Raw genomic sequence first — 24,522 nt, forward strand, 5'->3', positions numbered from 1 at the left:
CGAGCGCCGTCGCGGCCGTCGCCGCGCCGCCGGCTGCTGCGGCGCCGGCCTTTGCGCCGACGCTAACGACGTTGCCGATCGCCGAGGCGAGCAGCGCCGCGGTCGCGAGGGTTGCGATCGACCATGCGAGGAAGCCATGCGCGGTATCGCGGAAATAGACTTCGTCGGCATGCGTGCTGAGCCAGCGCGTGCGCAGCCGGCCGGCGAGATAGCCGCCGAGCGCGGCCGCCGCGATCTGGGTCAGCGTGATCCAGGCAATCGAGCCGATGCCGAGCGCTTCGGCGCCGGCACCTTGGCCGGACCACGGCGAGATGCTCGACATGCCGAGTCCGAAACCGAGAAACGCGAGGATCAACGACAGCGACGCCGCACCGGCCGCGCCGGCCAGCACGGCTCCCCACGACACGGCGGACAGCGGCGGCGCGGCAAGGTCGGCGCGTTGCGGTACGCGGAGCATCGGGTCTTCGTAAGTTCGTTCCATGAGCAGTCCCCGTGAGCGCGCCGGGCACCATGCCCGGCGTCATCGGTTTCTGCAGGGCAGGGTTCATGCCGGGTACGGCAGACGGGAATTCCGCGCTTTTCGCGACGGGCGCCATGCAGATCGCCCGGCGCGGCGTCGCGCGCCTTTTTTTGCGCACGAAAAGCCAGGGCGCCTCGCCGTGCATACCGCGAAACCTTCGCCACGCGTCGACGACACGTCGACTGGCAGAGTCGCCCAAACCGTCGCAGGAGAGAGAGCCGCATGAGCCGACGCACGAATCTCGACATCGCCGTGCCGCCCGACGAAGCGCTCGGCGAAATCGCGTACCCCGACGAAGCCGCGCTCGCGCAGGAAATGGCCGACGCGATCACCGCGTTCGTGCGCGAGCGCGACGGCGCGGGGCCCTATCGCCGTGACGTCCACCCGAAGGCCCACGGCGCCGTTCACGCGACGCTGACCGTGGCCGACGATCTGCCGCCGGCCTGGCGCACCGACGTGTTCCGGCCGCGCGCCAACTATGCGGCGTGGGTGCGCTTTTCCAATTCTTCACCGAAGCCGCGCAGCGACCAGCGGCTCGACGCGCGCGGCATGGCGGTCAAGGTGCTCGGGCCGAAAGGCCCTCGCTTGCGCAGCGATCCCGAGTTCCCGACCGCGTGCGACTTCATCGCGATCAACTATCCGCGCTTCTTCATTGCCGATCCGCGCGACTATCTGACCTTCATCCGCCGCGGCCTGAGCACGCACTGGTGGGAGCGCCTCGCCGCGCCGCTGGCGCTCGGCGTCAAGGGCGCCGCGATCGCAACGGCAGCCGCGGGGCAACCGCTGCTGCCGCTGCACCGCACGCAGTTCTGGTCGACGGTTCCCTATGCCTGGGGCATCGGTCCGGCGCGCCGCGCGGTGAAGTACACGTTCCGCCCGGTTTCGCCGCTCGATGAACTGCCGCTCGGAGGCGGAGAACACGCGCTGCGCGACGCGCTGCAGGAGGTGCTCGCGTACGAACCGATCGTCTTCGAACTCGCCGTGCAGGCGCGCTCGGGCGAGGCGCAGCCGGTCGAAGATCCGACGGTGCTGTGGGACGAAGCCGACGCGCCGTTCGTACCGGTCGCGCGCCTGACGCTCGAACCGCAGGAATTCTCGACGGCCGAGCGCGACGCGCTCGCCGAACGGCTCGCGTTCAATCCCTGGCACTGCTCGGCCGAACATCGCCCGCTCGGCGCGATCAACCGGCTGCGGCTCGCCGTCTACGCGCAGATGGCGGCGCTGCGCGCGAGCGGGCGCTAGAGGCCGGCGACGGCCTCGACGGCTGTCGCCGCGTGCCGGACCACGCCGCGCGACTGCAGTCAGTGCTGCGCGCTTGCAGCGAGCCGATACCGCGCTCACGGACGAATATCCCTCCGGCGGCCGCGTCGACGACCGGGGCGCGCCGCCGTACCTGCAGCGGGCAAGTGCTCGCGCGCAGCGAGCGCCGGCGCACGGGGCCGAAACCGGGCAGACGACCGCTCGTCAACGAGGTCTACCTCGAACTCGCCGACGCCGGACGACGCCGCTGCGGCGAGCCGCGCCGGTTGTTCGCGTACGCGGCACAGGCCATGCGGCACATGCTGCTCGATCGCGCGAGGCTGCAGATGCGACTCGAGCGCGGGGACGGCCGGCTGCGCGTTTCGCTGACCGGTCCGGACTGGAATCGGTCAGCGCCGACCCGAACGACGCGGCCGCGCCGGACTCGGCGCCGACGGCACGGATCCGGCTCGACGCGTTCACTCCCCGCGCATCACCGCCTTGCGGACGACACTGTCGGGAAACGCGAGGTTCGTGACCGGCCCGACATCGTCGAGGATCTTCGCCGCGATCAACCGGTTCATCGGCGCGAGCACGCTGAAATGGTCGACGCCGTCGACCGGCACGAAGCGGATCTGCGGATTCGTCGAGGCGGCGCGCATCGTCTGCAGCGCGTCGAGGTTGCCGCGCTCGGTGCCCTCGATCACGAAGGTCGGCGAAGCGGCCGAAGACAGCCATCGGCCCGGCGAGCGCACGGTGATTTCGGCGGCGAGACGCGTGTCGAACGGCAGATAGTCGTCCGGATAGCCGGCGACGTCATCGACGGGCCCGAACGAAAACACCGCGCGGAAGCGGTCCGACGATTCGGCGACCAGCAGTGCGAGCGTGCCACCGGTACTGTGTCCGCCGAGATAGATGCGCGACGGATCGACATGGTCGAGCCGCGCGAGATAATCGGCGGCGGCCAGCACGTCGTCGACTTCGCCGAGAAACCCCTCTTTCTCGCCGGGATTCTCGTTGCCGCCGCGCAGCGACGGAAACATCATGACGATGCCGGCGTCGCGATACTGCGCTGCGGTCTGGTCGTTGTCGGCGGGGGCCGGCGACCAGACATCGCCGAGCGAGTTGCTGTCGCCGCCGGTGATCCAGACGATGGCCGGATGCTTCTTGCCGTCCTTCGGATCGGGCGACACGAACGCGGCGAGTTTGCCGACCGGCGCTTCGTACATGACGGTCCGGAAGATCCGCGACGGCGGAAAGGCCAGCGGTTCGCGCGTCGACGAGCGCCGGACCCGTTGTGTGCGGAAACCGGCGCGCGCTTCCTTGAGCGATTGCGCATGAGCGGGCAGGGCAGCCGGCGCCGCTGCCGTCGGTGGCGACGCCTCGGCGGCGCGCGGTGCCGACGGCGCCGACGGCACGGTCGTGGCCGGTTCCGGCGGCGGCGCTTCGCGTCCGCAGCCGGCCATTGCGACGAGTGTCGCGAGAAGCAGCGATCTGGCGCTAGGCGTGGTCATCGTCGTCGACAGGGGGATCAAAGGGACTTCGGCTGCCGTTGCTTCCTCGCCTCGGCAACGATCGTTTCGAGCTCGGCCGCGACCTCGGGCGGCTGTTTCGCGATCTCGCTCTCGCAGATGTCGAAGACGCGCGCATGCTGCACGGCGTTGGACGTCAGCGACCAGCGCGCGGCACTGGCCGTCGCAAGCTTGTTGACGTCGCCCTTCACGTGGATCCACGGCAACGCCGACATGATGCGCACGACCGGTTCGCTGTCGCCGGAGGCGAGAAACGCACCCCAGTTCGCGTCGAGCGTCCAGGCGCCCTGTTCGAGCGGAATCTTCGTGATCGGCATCGGCGAGCCCTCGCTGAGCAGGGACATGTTCTCTGCCAGCCCAGACCGTGCGGCGAGGATTTCACTGACCGTTTTCTTCGACGCCGGAACGTCGGCGTACCAGATTCCGAGAACGACGACGCCCATCTGGACGTCGTTCAGATCGGCGAGTTGCTTCGCCCACGCGGCGAGCCGGTCCGGATGCTTGCGGACGATGCCGGCAATGAAGCCGAAGGCCGGCGCCTTCGTGCGTTCGCTGTCGAGCATTCCCGAACGCGCCATCAGGCGGACGGCCTCGACGAAACGGTCCGGCTCGGGATTCCGGTAGTGATGCGTCATCCATCGGCTCAGGTCCTCCGGCGATTGCAGCGGCGTGTCTGCGGACGAGGCAACGAGGGACACGAACAGCAGTAGCCATGCGGAAAGGGTTTTCATGGAGCGTCGCTCGATCCTCGGATGATGTGGCAGGGAAGCGCGTCGCCGGGGCGATGACTCGTCCTCGGTCGCGCTTGGTGCGGTTACCAGAATTTCCACCACGGCTTCGCGGCGGTTCTGCTGTGTTCGCGGTCGGCGGTGGTAGCGTGCGACGGCGACTCGCGCGGATCCGCGCTGTGCGTGTCGACCGGAAATGCTCCGGACTCGTCCAGTGCGTACACGAAGTAGTTCCGGTCGGTCGACAGATAGTCGTACGGCGCGCCGAGCCGTCGCGCCAGTTCGAGAATCTCGTCCTCGCTGGCGTAGCTCCAGTCGATGTCGTGTTCTTCGGCGAGGCGATCGCCGGTGTCGCATTCCGCGGCGCCATCGACCGCGAGCACATCGCGGCGAAGCTCGGGGCTGAACAGGCGGAAGCCGTAGCTGCCCGAAGCGCCTTCGCAGAGCCACGCCAGGATGTCCGTGGCGTGTTCCCGTGCGAAATCGCTCAGCGCATCGTCGCTCGTCATCACGACGAGTTCGGGATCGAGGAGCCAGGTCCAGCCGTCTGACTCGTAGGCCGCCTTGCGCACGACATCGCGGTGCCGGGTCGGTTCGGCCAGCGTCGTCGCGGCGGCCGCCGCGGTGGTGCATACAAGCGGCGATCCGACGATGCGGTAGTCGAGCCGCGACAACAGGTCGCTCATGCGGGAAATGTGGCTGCCCCGGATGCAGACGGCGCTCATATGGAGTGACATGGTTGTCCCGGCAGCATGCGCGACGTCGTCGACCGCGCTTTCGTGGTCAAGTTTCGAGCGGAAGCATCCTTGCACGCATGCCGCACTGCGGCAACCGGCGCCCGGTGCAGCATTTCCGCGGAACGACTTGTCGAATCCGGTCCGTTCGGCGCCCCGCCAGATTGACGCGAAGTGGACAAATGCGCTCTGATGCGCGGTACGCGAAGCAGCGCCCCGGGGCGGTTCGCCGAAGGCTCGAGGCAGGCGCTTCCGACCGCGGAAAGGTGGGAGAGATCGCATGGAAACGTCGGGCGCAATGCCGGATTTCCGCCTGATCTTCGAAAGTGCGCCGGGCCTGTACCTGATCCTGACGCCGACGCTGCACATCGTTGCGGTCAGCAATGCCTACCTGCGCGCGACGAAGACGTCCCGCGACGAGATACTCGGCCGGCACCTGTTTCAGGTCTTTCCCGACAACCCGGACGATCCCGAGGCCAGCGGCACGCGCAATCTGCGCACGTCGCTCGAACGCGTGCTCGCCGATCGCGTCGCCGACGCGATGGCCGTGCAGAAGTACGACATCCGCAAGCCGGAGTCCGAAGGCGGCGGGTTCGAGGAGCGCTACTGGAGTCCGGTGAACACGCCGGTTCCCGACGCCGACGGTTCCGTCCGTTACATCATCCACCGCGTCGAAGACGTCACCGAGTTCGTGCGCGCGCGTCAGCACGGCCGGGAACAGGCGCAGCTCGCCGAATCGCTGCGCGAGCGCGCCGACCGGTTCGAAGCCGAGATCTTCCAGCGCGCGGCGGAAGTCCAGGAGGCGAACCGGCGGCTCGAAACGGCGAACCTCGAACTCTCGCGGCTCTATTCGGCGACCAAGGAACTCGACGAACTCAAGACGCGCCTGTTCTCGAACATCAGCCACGAACTGCGCACGCCGCTGACCTTGATCCTGGGACCGGTCGAATGGCTGCTCGGCTGCAGCGGACTCGACGACGAGCAGCGCCGCTGGCTCGAAACCATCGCGCGCAATGCGCGCGCGCTGCTGCGTCATGTGAACGACCTGCTCGATGTCGCGAAGCTCGAAGCGGGCAAGATGACCGTGCGCTACGACGAGGTCGACATGGTCCATCTGACGCGGCTGACGGCGGCCTACTTCGACTCGCTGGCGAGGGAGCGCGGCATCCATTTTCGCGTCGACACGCCGGAGAGCCTGCGCGTGCAGGCCGACGTCGAGAAGGTGCAGCGGATTCTCGTGAACCTGCTCGCGAACGCATTCAAGTTCACGCCCGATGCCGGACACGTGCATCTGCAGCTGCGCTGCGAGGCCGGACGCGGTTCCTTCAGCGTCGAGGATTCCGGACCCGGCGTGCCGCCGGCATTGCGCTCGGCGATCTTCGAGCCGTTCCGGCAGGCCGAGCACGCCGCGACGCGGCGCCACGGCGGCACCGGCCTCGGCCTCGCGATCGTGCGCGAATTCGTCGATCTGATGGGCGGCGCCATCGAGGTCGGCGATTCCGCGCTCGGCGGCGCGGCGTTTCGCATGGAACTGCCGATGGTCGCGATCGTCGACGCGGAATCCGATGTCGACACCGACGCCGCGCTGCCGCCGGCGGCCGCGGTCTCGATCGACGAATACCTGCATCCGCTGTCGCGCCCGCGCGGCGAGGATGCGGTTGCGGCCGAAGCCGCCGGCGCGCGCACGCTGCCGCTCGTGCTCGTCGTCGAGGACAACCGCGAGATGCATCATTTCGTGCGCGACTCGCTGCCCCCGACGGTGCGCACGATCGGTGCGTTCTCGGGACGCGAGGGCGTCGACGTCGCGATCGCCTCGCGGCCCGATCTGATACTCAGCGACGTGATGATGCCGGACATGAGCGGCGACGAACTCGTGCAGGCGATCCGCGGCATGCCGGAATTCGACAGTGTTCCGATCATCCTGCTGACCGCCAAGGCCGACGACGAGCTGAAAGTCCGCATGCTCCGGAGCGGCGCGCAGGATTTCCTGACCAAACCCTTCCTCGTCGCCGAACTCGTCGCGCGCGTCACCAATCAGCTCGCGATGTCGCACGCGCGGCAGATTCTCCAGCGCGAACTCGCGAGCAGCGAGGCCGACGTGTCGGCGCTCGCGAAGGATCTCGCCGTGCGCAAGCGCGCGCTGGAAGCGACGCTCGACGACCTGCGCGACCGCGATGCGGCGCTGGCCGTGCTGAATGCGCAGCTCGAACAGCGTGTCGCGGAACGGACCGCGCAGCTCGTCGCCGCGAATCGCGATCTCGAAATCTTCTCGTTCTCCGTGTCGCACGAACTGCGCGCGCCGGTGCGGCATCTGATCGGTTTCAGCAGGATCCTGAAGGACCGCTACGGCAGTCTTTTCGACGAAGACGGCCGCGTCTACCTGCAATTCATCGCCGACGGCGCGCGGCGCATGAACGAACTCATGGACGCGCTGCTCGCGATGGGTCGCGTGACGCGCGCGGAACCCGACTGGTGCACGATCGAACTCGGCGAACTCGTCGCGGAAGTGCGCGGCGAACTCGAACCGGAATTCGCCGGCCGCCGGATCGAGTGGAACGTCGGCACGCTGCCGCTCGTGCATGCCGATCGCCGCCTGCTCAAGGTCGTGCTGTCGAATCTGCTGCTGAATGCGATCAAGTACACAAAGAAACAGGCGGTCGCCTGCATCGGCATCGGATATTCGCCGTCCGATCACGGCGCCGGTGCGATCTGGATACGCGACAACGGCGTCGGATTCGAACCGCGCTTCGCCGACCAGCTGTTCGGCGTGTTCCGGCGCCTGCACAGCAAGGAAGAATTCGAAGGTTCGGGCCTCGGCCTCGCGACGGCACAGCGCATCATTGAAAAGCACCGCGGCCGCATCTGGGCCGAATCGCGGCCGGGCGAAGGCGCGACGTTCTATTTCACGCTCGGTGAGCACGAGCCCGCGATGACCGCGCCTGCGCTGTCCGGCGAAGATCGGCACGGAGACGCATTGGCGCACGCGGGAGCCGTGCGGCATTGAGGGGCGCGGAGTGGGGGAGTCGGGAACGTGCAGGTTGCGGCGAGCCGCAGGCCAACCGCGGCATCGGCGTCTCTTGGCCACGAAGAACCCCCCGGCGGAGAATGCAGCCATCGAGCGATCCGCAACCACGCGGTCGCATTCGCCCCGCGAACGCCGCAGCGAGCTAGTGCAGATGAACCGCCAGCCACTGCGCGCCGTGCGACACGCGCCGGACCGTGTGCGGGGTTCCCGAGGGGATGAATACCGAGTCGCCGGCGTGGAGTTCGAGAACCTCGCCGGCGAGTTCGAGCATCGCGCTTCCGGTCAGCAGCACGACCCATTCGTCCTGGCTTTGCAGGTATTCCACGGGCGTCGTATCGGCGGAACTGACGATGCGCTCGACGACGAGATTGCGGTGACTGAGCAGCGTGTCGAAGCGTTCGCCCTGTGCGGGCACCTCGGCGTCGACCATGAGATTGCCGGTGCGCATGCGAAGCGGCCTCGTCGGATCGCGTGACGGACGGCGCCGTGCCGCGGGTCTGCTACGGATTCAACACGAGGTCGCGGCTGGCCAGCAGCTTGTCGAGCTCGTCTCCTGCCCTGACCCAGTGCAGGCGAAGGCGGTCCAGCGAAGCCGTGTCCACGCTCTTGGCGAGCGCGCTCTTGATGAAGGCGCCGCGCGCCTCGTGCTCGGCATGCCGCGCGCGCTCGAGTTCCTGATCGAGCCGGCTGCGGAATACGGTGTATTTCTCGTGCGGCATCGCCGTCCCCCCCGGGTCATCGCCGGGGGCAATCCTAGACGCGTCGGCGGCGTGAAATCTGTGACGATTTCGTCGCCGCAGGCGTGGATCGTGCCTAGTCCGGAACGGCGTCGGGCGCCCGCGCGCTCCGGAATCGGGCGTCTACCGGTGTCAGGCGGGGGACGGGGGCGGCCGCGTCGTCGACGGGGAGTCAGCCCGCGGCGCCGGTTCCGCCCCTGTCACGGCGTGCGCGTAACCGGGCCGGCCGGCGCTTCCCCGCGGCGCGCGAAACCGGAAAAACGTTCGTCCGCAGCGGATGCAGCCGGCGAAGGACCGAAAAACGTGTGTTCCGGGGCCGCGAAAACGCGATCGCCGACCACCGCAGACTCGGATCGTCTTGACGCCCGGCGCGCCGGACCGACGCGGGCCGGAACGCGCTTTGCCGACGGCCGAACTGCGCGGCCGTCGACCCGATACAGCCCGGTCGAAAATGCCGAAAAGCACAGGACAGCGAAAATACGATCGGCCGCCTATCACACGAAAAGAAATATCGGCTTTCCATATTTTCTCCACTTTGCGAATCCACGCTTTCTTCCAAGCCGGGACACGGCGAATGGACGACCGCAGAACGGCGTCCACCCACACATGCCGGAAGAGGGGAAGGAATCATGAAGCGTCAACTCGATAAGCCGACGACGATCCTCGGTACCGCTCTGCTGCTGTCACTGCTGCCTTGCGCCGCAACGTTCGCGCACGATCATTCGGCGTATTCCCACGACTCGGGCATCAGTCACGAGAATGCCGACTGGATGGCGAACGTCGCCGACCAGCGCCGCCTGGCCGACCTGTCGCTGCCGGGCACGCACGACACCATGACCTACGCGCTCAACGACGACGACTACACCGCGACCCAGGGCGTCATCACGGACGTCGCGATGACCCAGAACAAATCGTTGCGGCAGCAGTTGCTGGCCGGCGTCCGCGTCCTCGACATCCGCTGCCGCCGCACGCCCTACAACAACTTCGACATCTACCACGGGTCCATCGACACGGGCTTCGACTTCGACGACGTGCTGCTCGACGTGACCGATTTCCTCGCCGACCATCCGACCGAAACCGTGCTGATGCGGCTCAAGCCCGAAGGCAACGACGGCACGATGAGCTTCGAGGACGTGCTCGATACCTACGTCGACGACTCGCGGTACGCGAGCTATTTCTGGAAGAACTCCAGCAGCGAGCTGGCGACCGGCAGCAGCAACACGCGCCTCGGCGACGTGCGCGGCAAGATCGTCGTCCTCGCGAACTTCTCCGGCGAGCGATTCGGCATCGACTACGCGAGCGCCAACATCCAGGACGAATACGAGCTCGACACGAACTGGGATCTCTATGACAAGTGGGTCGACGTCAAGGAGCAGTTCCAGGCATCCAACACCAGCACCGAAGGCAGCCGCGGCTTCTATATCAATTTCCTGTCCGGCTCCGGCGGTTCGTTCCCGTACTTCGTCGCAAGCGGCCATTCGAGCCCCGGCACCAGCGCACCGCGGCTGTGGACGGGCCTGACCACGATCACCTCGCCGAACAAATACCCCGACTTTCCGCGACTCGACTGCCTGTTCGGCGAATGCTCGATCTATTTCGAGGGAACCAACGTGCTGACGTACGACTACCTCGACGACGCGAACATCACGTTCGCGGGCATCGTGTATTCGGATTTCCCGGGGCACGGGCTCATCGACCGTGTGATTGCGCTCAACAACGACGGGGTCACGCTGTTCAACGATCCGGACTACAAGGGCGCGCGCAAGTCGTTCGAACTCGGCACCTACGAGCGCTTCTCGCAGCTGTCGATCGGCAACGATCAGCTGAGCTCGATCTCGATCGCCGACGGCCTCATGGTCACGCTGTACGAACACGGTCTGAAAGCCGGCGCCTCGATCGTGCTGACGTCCGACACGCCGAAGCTGTCCACGTACAACTTCGACAACCGCGTTTCGAGCATGGTCGTCAGCGTGCAGGGCGCCGCGGTGTACGAGCACAGCGACTACACCGGCCGCATGCAGATCCTGCGGCCGGGCAGCTACAACCTGTCCGATCTCAATCTCGACAACGACAGCATCAGCTCGCTGCGCGTCGGCAGCGGCTACAGGATCACGCTGCACGAACACTCGAACTTCGGCGGCGACGACCGGACGTATACGGCGGACGCGTCGAGCCTCGGCGGCTTCAACGACGATGCGAGCAGCATCGAGGTCAGCGTGCAGTAGTGCGCGATGCGAAACGTTCCGCGATGGCCCGCCAGCGAGCCGGCTGAACGAAAACCTCCGGCGAACGCCGGGGGTTTTCGCGTTCCCATAGCAATCCGCGCGACGCGTCTTTGACCAGAGTTCGACAAGCGTCCTAGGATCGGTGATCCCCCCGAAAACTCCGGATGCCGCCTTTGCCGACGTTCTCCGATCCACATTCCGTCGTCGGCTACGCCGACCGTCCCGCCCGGCAGGTGCCCGGCTTTCACGCCCTGCAGCAGATGACGCGACTGCTGCTCGCCGAGGCCGTTCCGCACGATGGCCAGGTGCTCGTGCTCGGCGCCGGTGGCGGACTCGAACTGAAGGTGTTTGCCGAAGCACAGCCGGAATGGCGCCTCGTCGGCGTCGATCCGTCACACGACATGCTGAAGCTCGCCACGGCGACGCTCGGCGCGCTCGCGCCGCGCGCCGAACTCATCGAAGGCTATATCGACAGCGCGCCATCAGGGCCGTTCGACGGCGCGACCTGTCTGCTGACGCTGCACTTTCTCGATCCCGACGAGCGCCGGCGCACCCTCGTCGAACTGCGGCGCCGCCTGAAACCCGGCGCGCCGCTCGTCGTCGCACACCATAATTTTCCGCAGGCCGCCGGCGACAAGGAACGCTGGCTCCATCGCTATGCGGCGTTTTCGGCAGCCTCCGGACTATCCGGTGCCAATGCGAAGAACGCCATCGAAGCGATGAGCGCACGACTGCCGTCGCTCGATCCCGCCACCGACGAAGCGCTGCTGCGCGAAGCCGGCTACGAGCGCATCGAACTGTTCTACGCGGCATTCACGTTCAGAGGATGGGTCGCATACAACCCGACGTAGGGCGCAATGAGCGCAGCGCATTGCGCCAGCCCCCATCGCGCGGGCGACTCGCGAGAATGCCCTTCGGTTATTGCCATGCGGCGCAATGCCCTTCGGTTGTTGCCATGCGGCGCAACGCCCTTCGGTTATTGCGCCCTACGGACCGGTGCCACGGTCGGAGGATGGTGGCGTACAACCTGACGCGGGACGCGACACGTGGTCGACGCAAAAGGCACCGGGCGCAGCGTCTGTCAGCGAAACGCGACGCGAATCCGACGCACGTCGTTCGTGCCGGCCCCGTTCTCCAGTACGTCGATGCGTTCGACGCCATCCTGCAGGCGCAGCCAGTCGTCGACATGCGTGCGCATTTGTGAATCTCCGCCTTCGATACCGATATCGATGACCGCTGCGGCGCAGTCGCCATCCGTGTCGGACAGAGGCGCTGTCGGCACGGCGAACCGGGTGATTTTCATGGCGGGTGAAATGCGTGCGAGCAACTGCTTGGAGAATCGTGCCAGGCGCAGCGGCCGGTCGGCGCACATCATTGCGCGGTAAGTCGGTGCGCGTGTCGACGGCGGCAAGTCGGCTGGCGTCGGCGGAGTCGCCGCTTCGCGAGCGAGCGGTTCGAAACGCGAGTAATCGGCAATGCGATTCTTGCGCAGGGCACGAGGCAAGGGCAGCGCAGTCCTTCGATAGGCGAGATGCCTGACGAGCAGCGCTCCCGTGCTGTCGTGCGCAAGCCAGACTTCGTGGTTCAGCGTGTAGACGTTGCTGCCGTCCTTGTGAGAAGGCTCGACCGAGACGGATACCAGCGCCCAATGATCGTCGCATCGTTGCGCAGCGTAGTGCGCGTTCAGCGGGCCGGGCGGGCCCAGGTCGGCAAAGGCTGCGAGATAGGCACCGATGTCGGTCATCGCGTTCTTGCGGGGATATGTCTTCGTGAGCATCTGCTCGCGCCAGCGCACATAGCGTCGCGGATCGACCTCTTCCAATTTCTTTGCGAACGACAACAGCGGCGCACGCGGTACGACCCACCAGGCCTCGGTTCCGCCCGATCCTCGTACGAACGTCACGACGAGCGGAAGCCCATGGAGGTTCGGCGGCTCGAACATCGACAGCGCAGGACTTGCCGGCGTGCCCAGTAGGTCGAACGTACCCTCGAGCGACGGGCACTCGTCGCTGCGTGCGCGCGGATCCGCGGCCGGCACGGCCTGGAAACCATCAGGAGCGCTCGAGCACGCGCAGAGTGCCGCCAGTGCGAGAGCCGGTAGTGCGCGGCGCATGCGCGCGACGGCGCGCGCAAGCGCCGCCGCCGGGCGGCTTGCCCGCCGCGAAGAAAAGGTCGGGGTCATCGTCGGGCGAGTCTATCCGAACGCCGGAAAGCGGGCTCGCATTTGCAAGGCCCTGGTCAGTACCAGAAACATGCACGCGTGCTCGTGAGACCCGCCGGCGGCGCGCGCGTAAGCGAGGCCGGAACGTAGGACGCGACAAGCGCCCGACGCGGGTCGTTAGTCGCGGAGAATCGTGTGGGCTCCGACGAATGCCAGGTCGCCATCGTGGAAAAAGAACGTCGCGCAGAGTCCTGCAATCGATTCGAACCGATAAGTGGCGGCAAAGCCCGCGCAACGCGGTTCGTCCGTGCGCACGCTATGCCCGTGTGCCGCCGATGCGAAAGAGCACGTAGGGCGCAACAAGCGCAGCGCATTGCGCCATCGCAACGGCGGACGCGCCCGCAACGCTTCAACGCTTCAACGCGAACCGCCTCCTTTCGTGAAGAACGCCCTCATCAGCGCCGCACACTCGGCTGCATGCGTTTCGAGCAGAAAATGCGGGCCGTCGAGGATATGCGCCTCCATGCGCGGCAGCGCGTTCATCCACGACAGCGTCTCGGCGAGGTCGAAGAAGATGTCGTGGCGTCCCCAGAGCAGCAGTGCCGGGGGTTGCCAGCGTTCGAGGTAGGCGGCGATTTCCGCGAATCGCGCCACATGGCTGCGGTAGTCGAGCAGCAGCGCGCGCTGCGTGTCGAGCCGGCCGGGACGCAGCAGGTTCTGCCAGTCCTGTTCCCACCGCTGGGCATCGATGCGCGCGGCGATGTCCGGCGGCAGTCCGCCCACATACTGGTCGCGCGTTCCGGCGAAGGTGAGGTGCGCGGTTGCCGCGCTTTCGCGTTCCGGCGTCGGGTCGTCCCAGTAGTTTCGCGTTGCCGTCCACGACGGTCCCATGCCGCTTTCGTGCGCATTCGCATTCTGGACGACGAGGCTTCGAATACGTTCCGGCGCGCGTGTCGCGAGATGGAGTCCGACCGCGGCGCCATGGTCGTGGAGATACAGGTGAAAAGCGTCCACGCCCAGTCGCGCGAGCAGTTCCTCGGTGAGGTCGGCGAAACGCGCGAACGACGGATTTTCGATCGGCGCGGAGTCTCCGGATCCCGGCATGTCGGGTGCGATCACGAAGCAGTCGCGCGCGAGCGCGTCGATCACATTGCGGAACGACAGCGACGAACTCGGAAAACCGTGAATCAGCAGCAGCGCCGGGTTGGTTCGAGCACCCGCCGTACGCACCGCGAGCGCACATCCGGCGACCTCGATTTGCGCCAGTTGCGGAGTATCCATGGCATCGGCCTCATCGATCGAATGGCAAGCTGAGCGGAGCGGAACGAATCGTCCGAACGATTCTTCGGCGTTGCGGCGAACGAGGCAACAGGCAACGGGGTCGGGTTGAATTACGTGCGGTAACTGAACCCGACCCCGCCCGGGGCTTTTCGGAGGTATTACGGTGTGTAGCTGCCCGTCAGCGACACGCCCGAGAACGTCGAGTAGGCGCGCAGCATCACGAAGTACGTGCCGGCCTGCACGTTCGCGATCGTGCATGTCTCGGCGTTGCCGCCGATATACGGGCGGCAGTCGTAGCTCGAGGTCGTCGGCGCCGAGCCGAACTTGACGAAGAGATCCGCGTCGCCCGTGCCGCCGGAGGTGACGAAGGTCAGGTTCGTCGCGCCGGCGGGAACGACGAGCCGGTAGGTCTGCGTCTGCAGGCCCGTGCCGGCCGACAGTCCGGTCACGGCGACGCCGTTGCAGAGGATCGTGCCGCCGCAGCCGCCCGAGAAGACTTCGACCGGCAGCGTCTTGGTCTGGATCGCGCCGCCGTTGTCCGTCACGGTCAGCGACACGGTGTACGTGCCGGGAATCGAATAGGTCTTGCTCGGATTCGCCGCGGTCGACGACGTGCCGTCTCCGAAGTTCCAGGCGTGCGAAGCGATCGAGCCGTCCTTGTCGAACGACGTGTCGGTGAACGTCGCCGTCAGTCCATTCGTCGCGAACGTGAAATTCGCAGTGGGCACGATGTTCGAGCCGCTGCCGATCGTGTAGCTGCCGGTCAGCGAAACGCCGGAGAACGCCGAGAACGCGCGCAGCACGACGTAGTACGTGCCGGCCTGCGCAGTCGCGATGTTGCAGGTTTCCGCGTTGCCGCCGACATAAGGACGGCAGTCATAGCTCGACGTCGTCGGCGCGGAACCGAACTTGACGTAGAGGTCCGCATCGCCCGTGCCGCCGCTCGTAACGAACCGCAGGTTCGATGCGCCGGCCGGAACGACGAGCGTATACGTCGCCGTCGCGCCGCCCGCAGCGGCCGACAGGCCGGTCGCGGCGACGCCGTTGCACAGCACGGTACCGTCGCAGCCGTTCGAGGCGATCGTGACCGACGAGGTCTTCGTATGTGTCGCTCCGCGGTCGTCCGTCACGGTCAGCGAAACGCTGTACGTCCCCGAAGCCGCATACATCTTGCTCGGACTTGTCGCGGTCGACGTCGTGCCGTCGCCGAAATTCCACGCGCGCGAAACGATGCTGCCGTCGCTGTCGCTCGAGCTGTCCGTGAACACCGCGGCGAAGCCGTTCGTCACGAAGCCGAAGTTTGCGGTCGGTGCGGCATTCGGCGCGGCGACGGTGACCCATTTCGAGATCGAGTTCGCCGTGCCGGCGTTGTCCGTGACGGTCAGCAGGACGCTGTACGTGCCGCTGCTCGCGTAGGTTTTCACCGGGTTCGCGGCCGTCGACGTCGTGCCGTCGCCGAAGGTCCAGAAGCGAGACGCGATCGTGCCGTCCGGATCGTTCGACGCGTCGGTGAACGTTGCGGTCAGATGCGTCGCCGCGAACGAGAAGTTTGCGGCCGGCGGCTGGTTGCCGGTGGCCGGGCCGTAGAGTTCGGCCGTCGCGAGCGGGCCGGATCCGCCGGCAAAAAGCACATTTCCATTATTCAGCAAGGTGGCGGAGAAGAACCGCGTGCGCGAGGCGTTCAGCGAGCCGGCGCTCGACCAGGTGCCGGACGCGGCGTCATAGCGTTCCACGCTGCTGGTCACCGTCGTGTTTGTGTAGCCGCCGCCGACGAGCACGTTGCCGTCCGCGAGCGCCACGGCCGTATGACCGGAGCGCGGTCCCGCGAGGGCGCCTGTCGCCGAGAACGTCTGCGTCGCCGGATCGAACAGCTCGGCGCCGCTCAGCTTGCCCGTGCTGTTTTGTCCGCCGGCAATCAGGATGCGGCCGTCGGCGAGCGGCGTAGCCGATGCGGAGTGGCGTGCCGTCAGCATCGAACCCGTGGCGCTCCACGTATTCGTCGCGGGATCCCAGATGTCCGCGCTCGCGAGGATCGTGTTCGAGCTGTCCTGGCCGCCGGCCAGCAGCACCCGGCCGTCCGGCAGCAGCGCGGCGGCTGAACCCGAACGCGTCGTGCTCAGCGGAATGGCCTGGCTGAACATGCCGGAGGGCGGATGGAAGACCTGCGAGTTGTTCGAGTTCAGGACGAGCACGTTGCCGTCGAGCAGCGTGATGGTGGTCAGGCGGGCCGAGGATGTGTTGCCGGTCAGCGAGCCCGCCGCCATGCTCCAGCTCGCGCTGGCCGGATCGTAGATTTCCGCGTTGCCGAGGAACAGGCTGCCCGACGTGGTCTGGCGCACGCCGCCGACGAAGAGAATGCGTCCGTCGGCGAGCGTGGCGACGCTGCCCGGGCTGCGTGCCTCGATGAGCGGCGAGGCCGGCGTGAACGTGCCGCTGGCGGGATCGTAGATTTCGACGCTGGCGGTGCTGGGGCCGCCGGTCGAGTAGCCGCCGGCGACGAGCACGCGGCCATCGGGAAGTCTTGCCGCGCCGTGTTCGGAGCGCGGGGTCGACATCGACCCGGTCGACTCCAGCGCGTTTGCGGCCGGAGCGACGGACAGCAGCGGCAGCATCGCGGAAAGACACTGCAGCGCGAACGTGCGTGGGTATCGGAAGGAACAGTGCATGGTTGTCGTCTTCTCGGGAGTGTTGTTGGACAGGTGGGGCGGAACGCAGCGTAATGACCGGAACGGTCGGAAATGAGGCAGGACGATGCGCGCAGTCGGTGCGCCGTCGTGCGTGTCGGGGCCGCCGGCGGGGCGGCATCTTTTCCTCGGATACAGGGAAAACCGGTAGAAAAAAGCGGCCGCGTCGAGAGCCGGGCCGGGTTCATTTCGTGTGGCGGAACGCAAGGCTCCGATTCGTCGAGGCGGTACTCGACGCAGCGAACGGATGGAGTCGACCATCGGGCGGTTGTCGATTTGAATGCGGTTCTGCTTCTTCCTTGAGGCATGACGGTCGCGTTTCGGCTCGTCGTGTCGTGATCGGTGTTGCCGCGATGTCGGCAGCTGCCGCGTGCGAAGAGCATGCGCCTGGGGCATCTCACACCGCGCGACGGAGCGGGAAGGGTGGCGACGTCCTCCGGGTCGTGTGCGCGAGCTTGACGAACGAGATCGCGACATCCCTACCGGCGCAGCCGGCATGCCGGAGAACGGCGCCGGTCCGGCAGGCGTCCTGCGCTGCGTTGGCATCGTGAATCCTCGGAAGCGAGCTGGGTCTCCGCGCCGGCCGTTCCGGCGCAGTGCTGCCGTCAGGTCCCTGACGACAACCCGGTGCGGCGATGATCACGCGCGTCGGACGCGGCCGGACGTGACATGAACCAGGCCTCGTTGCAGGTGCTCCCGGCGGCGTTGCCGGCGCAATGTGCTGCGCCCCGTTGCGCCGGCGGTTGATCAGGAACGCATCATGCCGACGTGGCGCGGCAGGGGCGGCGTGCACTATCGCGTTCGCAAACGGGCGGCCGGTTTCGAGCATCGTTCTTCGACGTCGTCACGATTGAACTTCCGTTCCTACATTCGCCGACGAATTTCTTGAACTCGATAGCCAGCCGCCGCCGCTGCGGAATCGTCTTCGCTCGTAGTGCCGGCGACGTGACGAGGCACCTGCTCGCGTTCTGACTCGATCAGAAACCGCTACGTATCAACGTGAATCCGATGCCTTATGTCACGGAACGCAACGTAGCGGATTCCGCCGGCGCCGTTCCCGCACCGCGAACAAACGCTGCCATCGGCTCGGCGGACGCGCTTGGCGATGCCGTGACATGCCCGCAGGAAAATCTAGATGAATGCATCCGGTTCTTGTCGATCGATGCACCGGTTCCTCGGCAATTTAAAAAAGATTTGCCGGGTTTTTGAACGCTTTGTTACTGATGTCCAGTGCCCGCCGTACGCCTGGCACCAGCTCGGCTCCTCACCGCTGACCGGTTGCGGGACATGTTTTCCACGTGACCGGCTCGACGGCTCTGCCATTCGTCTTTCGCACGATGAATACCGCACTACGGAGGAGTCGTGCGTCCGCTTCCTCTTGTCTGCTGAAGAGTCAATCCAACTCAGGGGTTCTGCATGAGAAACGCTTCAATCATCACGCTCACATCGGCGATCGGTTTCGCGCTGATGGGGGTAGGAATCCAAAGTTCTGCGCCCGCTCATGCGGCGGGGTTCGGAACGAAGGCATTCGCGACGACAGAGTTCGGCACACCCAAGCCGATACCATACGCCGGAGCCGGGCCGGCAACCGGCATCCGGAGCTACATCATTACGTTCGCTGAAGCCGGTGTACTGAACTACACGGGCGGCGTTTCGGGTATCGCATCGACGGCGCCGCAGAACACGGCCGGCCAGCGCAAACTCGACATACATACCCCGGCGGCGCAGACCTATCTGAACTACCTCGCCGAACAGCGCGCCGCCCACGTCGACGCGATCGGCAACGCGCTCCACCGGCCGCTTGCCGCCACCCATTCCTATGCGGTCACCCTCAACGGTGTCGCCGCCATGCTCGACGAGCGCGAAGTCGCGGCCGTCGCCAGCGTTCCCGGCGTGAAGTCGGTGCGTCTGGCGGGCGAGCAGCGGTTGGACACGTATCGGGGTCCGGCGTTCATCGGTGCCGACCGGATCTGGAACGGCACGGCGACGCCGTCCCAACTCGGCACGAAAGGCAAGGGCGTCGTGGTCGGCATTCTCGATGCCGGTACCAACAGCGGCCATCCGTCGTTCAAGAACGACCCGGCCTGCAGTTTCCGTCCGTCCGCCCCGAAGCTGCTCGCAGCCGACTGCAGCACGACCGACGCGAACGGGTTCTGCAATGGTCCCAATCCGGAAGCGACACCGGGCGTCGGCCACGGCGTACACACGTCCAGCACGGTCGCCGGCAACACCCTCGACAACACCGCAAACCCGGCACCGCCGCTGCCGAACGGCACCACCATGTCGGGCGTCGCGCCCTGCGCCGCGATCCGTCACTACGAGGTGTGTCAGGGCACCAGTTGCTCAGATGCGCACGTCCTGGCCGGCATCAACAACGCGATCGCCGATCAGGTCGATGTCCTCAACTTCTCGATTTCCGGCGGCACCGATCCGTGGAATGACAACGATCGCTCGTTCCTCGACGCCGTCAACGCCGACGTACTCGTCGTCGCCGCCGCGGGCAACACGCAGCCCGCCGATACGACGCCGGTCGGAAAAGTGAACCACCTCGGCCCCTGGGTGTTGACCGTCGCAGCCTCCACGCAGGATCAACGGGGCGGACCGCAACTGACCGCGACGGGCCCGGGCACGGTTCCGCCGGGCCTCGTCGGCATTCCGCTCACGCCGGGCTCCACGACGAACCCGGGCGCGACGACCGACCTGACGGGCCAAGTGCTGCGCAGCTATCCGACCAACCTCATCGGATGCACCGCCGACGGCGGTTTCCCGGCGAACTACTTCCAGGGCTCGATCGCGGTCGTCCGCCGCGGCACTTGCCCGTTCACCGAGAAAATCACGAACGCGTTCAATGCGGGCGCCCAAATGGTGCTGGTCGCCAACAATCAGCCCGCCGCCATCGTGATGGACACGACCGGAGCACCCGCGGTGCCGGCGTTCAGCATCGACCAGTCTGCCGGAGACGCACTGATCGCGTTCATCGCGCCCACCAATCCGCCAGCCGATCGGATTTTCGCCGACGCGTTCGAACCAGCGGCTGGGGCACGCGGCAACTACAAGCGCTTCGTGCTCGGCGCCAGACAGGGTGACGTGCTTGCCGGCTTCAGCTACCGCGGCCCGGCCGCAGCACCGACGGTCGATTCGACCAAGCCGGACATCAGCGCGCCGGGTGTCGACATCTTTGCGGCGCTCGACATCCAGAGCGGCAACTACGGGCTGATGAGCGGCACCTCGATGGCCGCCCCGCACGTGACCGGCGCTGCCGCGCTGGTGCGTTCGGCGCATCCGGACTGGTCCGTGCAGGAGGTGAAGTCCGCGCTGATGATGACCGCGACCAACGCCACCGGCGTCAAGGAAGACGGCGTGACGCCGTGGAACGCCGACGATGTCGGCAGCGGCCGCGTCGATCTCACCAAGGCGGCCCTCGCGGGCCTGACGATGGACGAGACCTACGCCAACCTCCTTGCGGCAGACCCGGCAGCGGCCGGCGACGTCAAGACGCTGAACGTGCCGGCACTGCGCAACATGGATTGCGCGACCACCGGCTGCTCGTGGACGCGTACGGTGAAGAACCGGCTCGGCACCGCAGGCACGTGGACCGTCACGTCATCGACGGCGTCGACGTTCGCACTGACTGCCACGCCAGGCACGTTCACGCTGGCACCGGGGGCCACGCAGACGATCACGTTCACCGCCACGCCGAATGCGCAGCTGACCGAATCGGCCTTCGGCACGGCCACGCTGACCGCGAGCGCCGGCCTGTCCCCGCCGCAGCACATCACGGTCGTCATCAATCAGTCGCCGCCGTCCGTTATCTGCCACGACGACGCGTGCAGCTTCCAGATCGACAGCTACGCCACCGGCGACTTCGCGAACCCGACGGGCTGCGGCGAGCCGGCGTGCGAATTCCTGTGGCTGAACCGGTTCAGTCCGAAACCGGCCGACTACCCCTTCACGCTCAATACCGTGCAGACGGTCTTCAATGCGCTGGGCGCCACGGAGGGACAGACCTTCGATGTCTTCATCTATCAGGACAACGACAACGATCCCGCCAACGGCGCGACCCTGAGACGCTCGTTGCTTGGGCAGAGCATCGCCAACCCGCTGGACGCCCTGCAGACGATCACGATACCGGGCGGCCTCACGCTGACGGGCAGCGGCGACGTCCTGATCGCACTCGTCACGCGCACGCCGAGTACGTTTCCGGCAACCGCCGACGCCTGCGCGTTCGATCAGCAGCGCTCCTGGATTGGCGGCATCGGATCGGTACCGGCCTCCCCGGACCTGAGCACGCTGAACATGCAGCACATCGGCAATGTCGTGCCCGGTTTCTGCAACTGGATCATCCGCGCGCAGGGAACCAACACGAGCGGTCCCGTCCAGCTGGGTGTCGGCAGCAGCCGTCCGGACACCGGCAAGTAACGCGCGTTTCATCACGTGACATCAAAACCGGCGCGGGTTTTCCGCGCCGGTTTTTTTCGAGCCGGGCACTCCGTTGCCCACGCAACCGCAGGCGCAACGTGCGCGCTTTTTGAAAAGTGTGCGAATGGCGAGCAGTCGATTGAAACGCGGTGCGCCCGCCCAGTCAGCGGTATCTACAGCCATGCGGATGGTCGACTGCCTCGGCGCGACGCAGCACGTTGATCGGCTGATCCGGGAGTTGAAACGTCGCAGCCAATGCCTGGATCCTGGGACCGTTCCGGTTCGCCGGCCCGGACGCGATCACGGAATAGCGGAGGCCCGCGCGCACGGCGGCGCGTTGCGCGTGTCGTTCGCAGGTGCCGACCCTTTCCGGCAATCTCGCACGCGGTCCGGTTCTCCCGGCGCGAATATCCACGCCGTCCGATCGACGAATTCGACAGAAGCGCACCACTCGTGTGTGGCGCGGCACAGGGTCCGCCACGCACCATCGCATCTGGAAGGACGACGGTGACGGAGACCGGTACATGAACTCATCGCGCTTCATTGCAGCAGCGCTGGCGCTCGTCGCGGCCCTGCAATCGGCAGCACCTGCTGCCCGGGAGTTCGGCGGCGCGCTGTCGGCGCGCCCGGTCGTTCATACCGAAACTCCGGCGACGCCCGGCCGGCATCGCGTCGGATCCGCCGTGCTCTACGTGCCGCAGGCGACAGCGGCCGACGAACCGGCTCCGTTCCTGCTCCTGCTGCACGGGGCCGGCGGCAAGGGCGAGGATATTTTCCGGACGTTCAAGGCCCAGGCGGACAAGCGCGGGATCATACTGCTCGCGCCCAACTCATCCGGGCGCACCTGGGATGTCGCCCTTACGATGGGGAACCGCTGGACGCCGCCGACTTTCGGCAGGGACGTCAAGCGCATCGACGCGTTGCTGCGGGAGGCATTCGTGCGCGTGAACGTCGATCCGCGGCGCGTCGCGGTAGCGGGGTTCTCCGACGGGGCCAGCACGGCGCTGTCGCTCGGTACGCACAATGTGGAATTGTTCTCCGCGACGCTGGCCTTCTCGGCCGGCGGCATCGTCCCGCAGTGGAACGACGTGCCGTCACGCGTATTTTTCGCGCACGGCACGAAGGATCCGATCCTGCCGATCGCGATCGCCCGCGACTCGCTGGCACCGGCGCTGCGCGCGAGCGGCTTCGCGGTCACCTTCGAAGCCTTCGACGGCGGACACGAACTGCCCGGACCGGTCCTCGACCTCGCCATGGAATGGTGGCTGCGTACGGCGCAATGACCGAAGGGCATTGCGCCGGCTCCCCGAGGACCGCAGTCGCAAAACCGCAGCGACGTGTCCGACGCCTCGACGTCGGCGACGTGTCTCGCCGACTGCCGGCGCAATGCGCCTCGAACGATGGCGCAATGCGCCTCGAACGATGGCGCAATGCGCTTCGAACGATGGCGCAATGCGCTTCGCTTATTGCGCCCTACGTCCGTGCTTGACGTGTCCTGCCCTTGCGTGATTCCATCCGCGCGCCCTAGCGGCTGCTGATGTTTGCGCGCTCACTCCGGAATTCCGGGGTGCGAGTCGTCACGCCTATCAGCAGGTTTTCTTCATGACTTCCCCTTCTCGTTTGCAGCGGGCCTTCGCCCGCCACGGCGTCGCGCTTCAACGCGACGGCGCGGTGTATCACGTGCGTCGTGCGGATCGGCAGGCACGCATTCTTCTTCCGGCCGACTTGCCGCTCGAGGCCAAGGCCGTTACCCAGCTCCTGGATTTCGCGGGCGTCGGATGGCCCGATCGTCCCGACCCGGTGCGGTGCGCCTGTGCCACGCCCGACTTTCATCCGGGCAGCCTCGCGCCCGTCGGCAGCATCGTCGCGACCGATCCCGACGTCGTCATACCGGCGGCGATCGGTACGGACATCTACTGCGGCATGCGCCTGATCACGACCGGGCTGCGCCAGGACGAACTGCTCGCGCACGAGCCGCGCATCGTCGAGCACCTGACGCGGCGGCTGCTCGTCGGCGAAACCGACGTTCCGGTTCCGGCCATCGCATTTCGTGCGCTGTTCGAGCGCGGACCGCAGGACTGCCTGGAGGCGCTTGCCGCGGAAGGCATCTGGGCCAGTGCCGATCGTGACCGGCTGCACCGCGAAGTGGCCGCTTGCGTGGGCCTCGACGGACTCGGCGGCAAGGTCGAGTACGCGCCCGATCATCTGGTCGCAGGACGCGACCGCGTGCGCGCGCCGGATCTCGGGACGGTTGGTTCCGGCAATCACTTCGTCGAGTTCCAGACCGTCGACGCCGTGCTCGATCGTCGTATCGCGTATTCGGCCGGACTGCGCCTCGGCGATGTCGTCGTGATGATCCACAGCGGTTCGCGCGGTGTCGGCTTTCATGTCGGCCGGCGCTGGATGGATCGCGCGCGCCATCGCTGGCCCGCCGGCCATGCGCATCCGGAAAGCGGCCTGTACGCGCTGCGCGGAGACGATGCGGCGGAATGCCTCGAAGCGATGGGCACGGCCGCGCGCTATGCCTGGCTCAATCGCGTCGTCATCGCCGAATGGGTGCGCGAAGCGCTGGAGTCCTGCGTCGGAGCCGGCGGATCGCGCCTCGTCGTGGACGTGCCGCACAACTTCGTTTCCGCAGAACACGGCATGCATCTGCACCGCAAAGGCAGCACGCCGGCACGTGCGGGCGAATGGGCACTGCTGCCCGGATCCATGGGCGACGCGTCCTATCTCGTCGAGGGACTCGGGCATCCCGACTGGTTGTGGTCGTGCAGTCACGGTGCCGGCAGAGCCGTCCGACGGCAGGTCATCCGACGCGAAGCGAAAGACGCGGCGTCGTCGTCGTGGCGCTGCGTCACGCTGCGCGAAGAACGCCGGTTGCAGGAGCATCCGTCCGCCTACAAGCCGATCGGCCCGGTGTTGAACTGCCAGGAAGAAGCCGGGTTGCTGCGTGCGGCGGTAAAGCTGAAACCGTGGCTGACGTTCAAGGCGTGATGGTGTCGCGTTGACGGTGCGTTGCGCCGGTTGGCGCAATGCGCCTCGAAGGTTGGCGCAATGCACCTTGAAGGTTGGCGCAATGCCCTTCGGTTATTGCGCCCTACGTCGGTCTCGATCATCGGCGCGGGCGTGAAGTGCGCGGACGAGGGGGGGAGTTCGCCAGACGGTTTGCCCCGCGGCGACGGAATACGTGGAAGCGCAGTGTCGGCAGACGTCGTAGGGCGCAATAACCGAAGGGCA

General features: G+C 66.8%; 16 protein-coding genes and 2 pseudogenes. 9 read left to right on the forward strand and 9 right to left on the reverse strand.

Features of this window, described 5'->3' with window-relative positions; all coding sequences use genetic code 11:
- Positions 1–481, reverse strand: a pseudogene (locus tag VLF18_RS18985) (hypothetical protein); the annotation flags it as partial.
- A gap of 261 nt (positions 482–742) precedes the next feature.
- On the opposite strand from VLF18_RS18985, the gene VLF18_RS18990 reads away from it, so the two are divergent.
- Together VLF18_RS18990 and VLF18_RS23195 are read left to right on the forward strand one after the other, a co-directional pair.
- The gene (locus VLF18_RS18990; RefSeq protein ID WP_325281198.1) at positions 743–1,762 is read left to right on the forward strand and encodes a catalase; all 1,020 of its coding nucleotides are present in this window, start codon (positions 743–745) and stop codon (positions 1,760–1,762) included.
- Between the two features lie 164 nt (positions 1,763–1,926).
- Positions 1,927–2,139, forward strand: a pseudogene (locus tag VLF18_RS23195) (ECF-type sigma factor); the annotation flags it as partial.
- A 99-nt stretch (positions 2,140–2,238) separates the two neighbouring features.
- Here VLF18_RS23195 and VLF18_RS18995 read toward each other — a convergent pair.
- The 3 genes from VLF18_RS18995 to VLF18_RS19005 all read right to left on the reverse strand — a co-directional run bounded on the left by VLF18_RS18995 (position 2,239) and on the right by VLF18_RS19005 (position 5,035).
- Positions 2,239–3,273 (reverse strand): alpha/beta hydrolase family protein, encoded by a 1,035-nt coding sequence (locus VLF18_RS18995; protein ID WP_325281199.1) that lies wholly within the window; start codon positions 3,271–3,273, stop codon positions 2,239–2,241.
- A 17-nt stretch (positions 3,274–3,290) separates the two neighbouring features.
- The gene (locus tag VLF18_RS19000) at positions 3,291–4,022 is read right to left on the reverse strand and encodes a hypothetical protein (protein ID WP_325281200.1); all 732 of its coding nucleotides are present in this window, start codon (positions 4,020–4,022) and stop codon (positions 3,291–3,293) included.
- A gap of 83 nt (positions 4,023–4,105) precedes the next feature.
- Positions 4,106–5,035, reverse strand: a complete 930-nt coding sequence (locus VLF18_RS19005) for a hypothetical protein (RefSeq protein ID WP_325281201.1) — start codon at positions 5,033–5,035, stop codon at positions 4,106–4,108.
- On the opposite strand from VLF18_RS19005, the gene VLF18_RS19010 reads away from it, so the two are divergent.
- Positions 5,034–7,757: a hybrid sensor histidine kinase/response regulator gene (locus VLF18_RS19010; RefSeq protein WP_325281202.1), complete on the forward strand. Its 2,724-nt coding sequence runs from the start codon at positions 5,034–5,036 to the stop codon at positions 7,755–7,757. The genes VLF18_RS19005 and VLF18_RS19010 overlap by 2 nt on opposite strands.
- 163 nt (positions 7,758–7,920) lie before the next feature.
- Here the strand turns inward: VLF18_RS19010 and VLF18_RS19015 are convergent, their stop codons facing one another.
- Both VLF18_RS19015 and VLF18_RS19020 read right to left on the reverse strand, forming a co-directional pair.
- Positions 7,921–8,226, reverse strand: a complete 306-nt coding sequence (locus VLF18_RS19015; protein ID WP_325281203.1) for a cupin domain-containing protein — start codon at positions 8,224–8,226, stop codon at positions 7,921–7,923.
- A gap of 52 nt (positions 8,227–8,278) precedes the next feature.
- The gene (locus tag VLF18_RS19020) at positions 8,279–8,497 is read right to left on the reverse strand and encodes a hypothetical protein (protein WP_325281204.1); all 219 of its coding nucleotides are present in this window, start codon (positions 8,495–8,497) and stop codon (positions 8,279–8,281) included.
- A 647-nt stretch (positions 8,498–9,144) separates the two neighbouring features.
- On the opposite strand from VLF18_RS19020, the gene VLF18_RS19025 reads away from it, so the two are divergent.
- Positions 9,145–10,740, forward strand: a complete 1,596-nt coding sequence (locus VLF18_RS19025; RefSeq protein WP_325281205.1) for a phosphatidylinositol-specific phospholipase C domain-containing protein — start codon at positions 9,145–9,147, stop codon at positions 10,738–10,740.
- A 173-nt stretch (positions 10,741–10,913) separates the two neighbouring features.
- Positions 10,914–11,591: a class I SAM-dependent methyltransferase gene (locus VLF18_RS19030; RefSeq protein WP_325281226.1), complete on the forward strand. Its 678-nt coding sequence runs from the start codon at positions 10,914–10,916 to the stop codon at positions 11,589–11,591.
- A gap of 230 nt (positions 11,592–11,821) precedes the next feature.
- Here the strand turns inward: VLF18_RS19030 and VLF18_RS19035 are convergent, their stop codons facing one another.
- From VLF18_RS19035 to VLF18_RS19045, 3 genes are all read right to left on the reverse strand, one after another.
- Positions 11,822–12,682 carry a hypothetical protein gene (locus VLF18_RS19035; RefSeq protein ID WP_325281206.1) on the reverse strand — a complete coding sequence of 287 codons (861 nt, stop codon included), beginning with the start codon at positions 12,680–12,682 and terminating at the stop codon, positions 11,822–11,824.
- Positions 12,683–13,318: 636 nt separating this feature from the next.
- The gene (locus VLF18_RS19040; RefSeq protein ID WP_325281207.1) at positions 13,319–14,440 is read right to left on the reverse strand and encodes an alpha/beta hydrolase; all 1,122 of its coding nucleotides are present in this window, start codon (positions 14,438–14,440) and stop codon (positions 13,319–13,321) included.
- On the reverse strand, positions 14,341–16,848 hold the full coding sequence (locus VLF18_RS19045; RefSeq protein WP_325281208.1) for a PKD domain-containing protein: 2,508 nt from the start codon (positions 16,846–16,848) through the stop codon (positions 14,341–14,343). The genes VLF18_RS19040 and VLF18_RS19045 overlap by 100 nt, the downstream gene beginning before the upstream one ends.
- A 1,017-nt stretch (positions 16,849–17,865) precedes the next feature.
- On the opposite strand from VLF18_RS19045, the gene VLF18_RS19050 reads away from it, so the two are divergent.
- The 4 genes from VLF18_RS19050 (at position 17,866) to VLF18_RS19065 (ending at position 24,279) form a co-directional block, all read left to right on the forward strand.
- Entirely contained in the window at positions 17,866–18,075 is a 210-nt protein-coding gene (locus tag VLF18_RS19050; protein ID WP_325281209.1) for a hypothetical protein, read from the forward strand.
- 207 nt (positions 18,076–18,282) lie between these two features.
- Complete coding sequence (locus VLF18_RS19055; RefSeq protein ID WP_325281210.1) at positions 18,283–21,285, forward strand: S8 family serine peptidase; 3,003 nt, start codon at positions 18,283–18,285, stop codon at positions 21,283–21,285.
- Positions 21,286–21,641: 356 nt separating this feature from the next.
- On the forward strand, positions 21,642–22,568 hold the full coding sequence (locus VLF18_RS19060; protein WP_325281211.1) for an alpha/beta hydrolase: 927 nt from the start codon (positions 21,642–21,644) through the stop codon (positions 22,566–22,568).
- 319 nt (positions 22,569–22,887) lie between these two features.
- Complete coding sequence (locus VLF18_RS19065; protein ID WP_325281212.1) at positions 22,888–24,279, forward strand: RtcB family protein; 1,392 nt, start codon at positions 22,888–22,890, stop codon at positions 24,277–24,279.
- Positions 24,280–24,522 lie beyond the last annotated feature (243 nt).

The sequence above is a fragment of the Tahibacter sp. genome, from assembly GCF_035481375.1.
Classification (GTDB): domain Bacteria; phylum Pseudomonadota; class Gammaproteobacteria; order Xanthomonadales; family Rhodanobacteraceae; genus Tahibacter.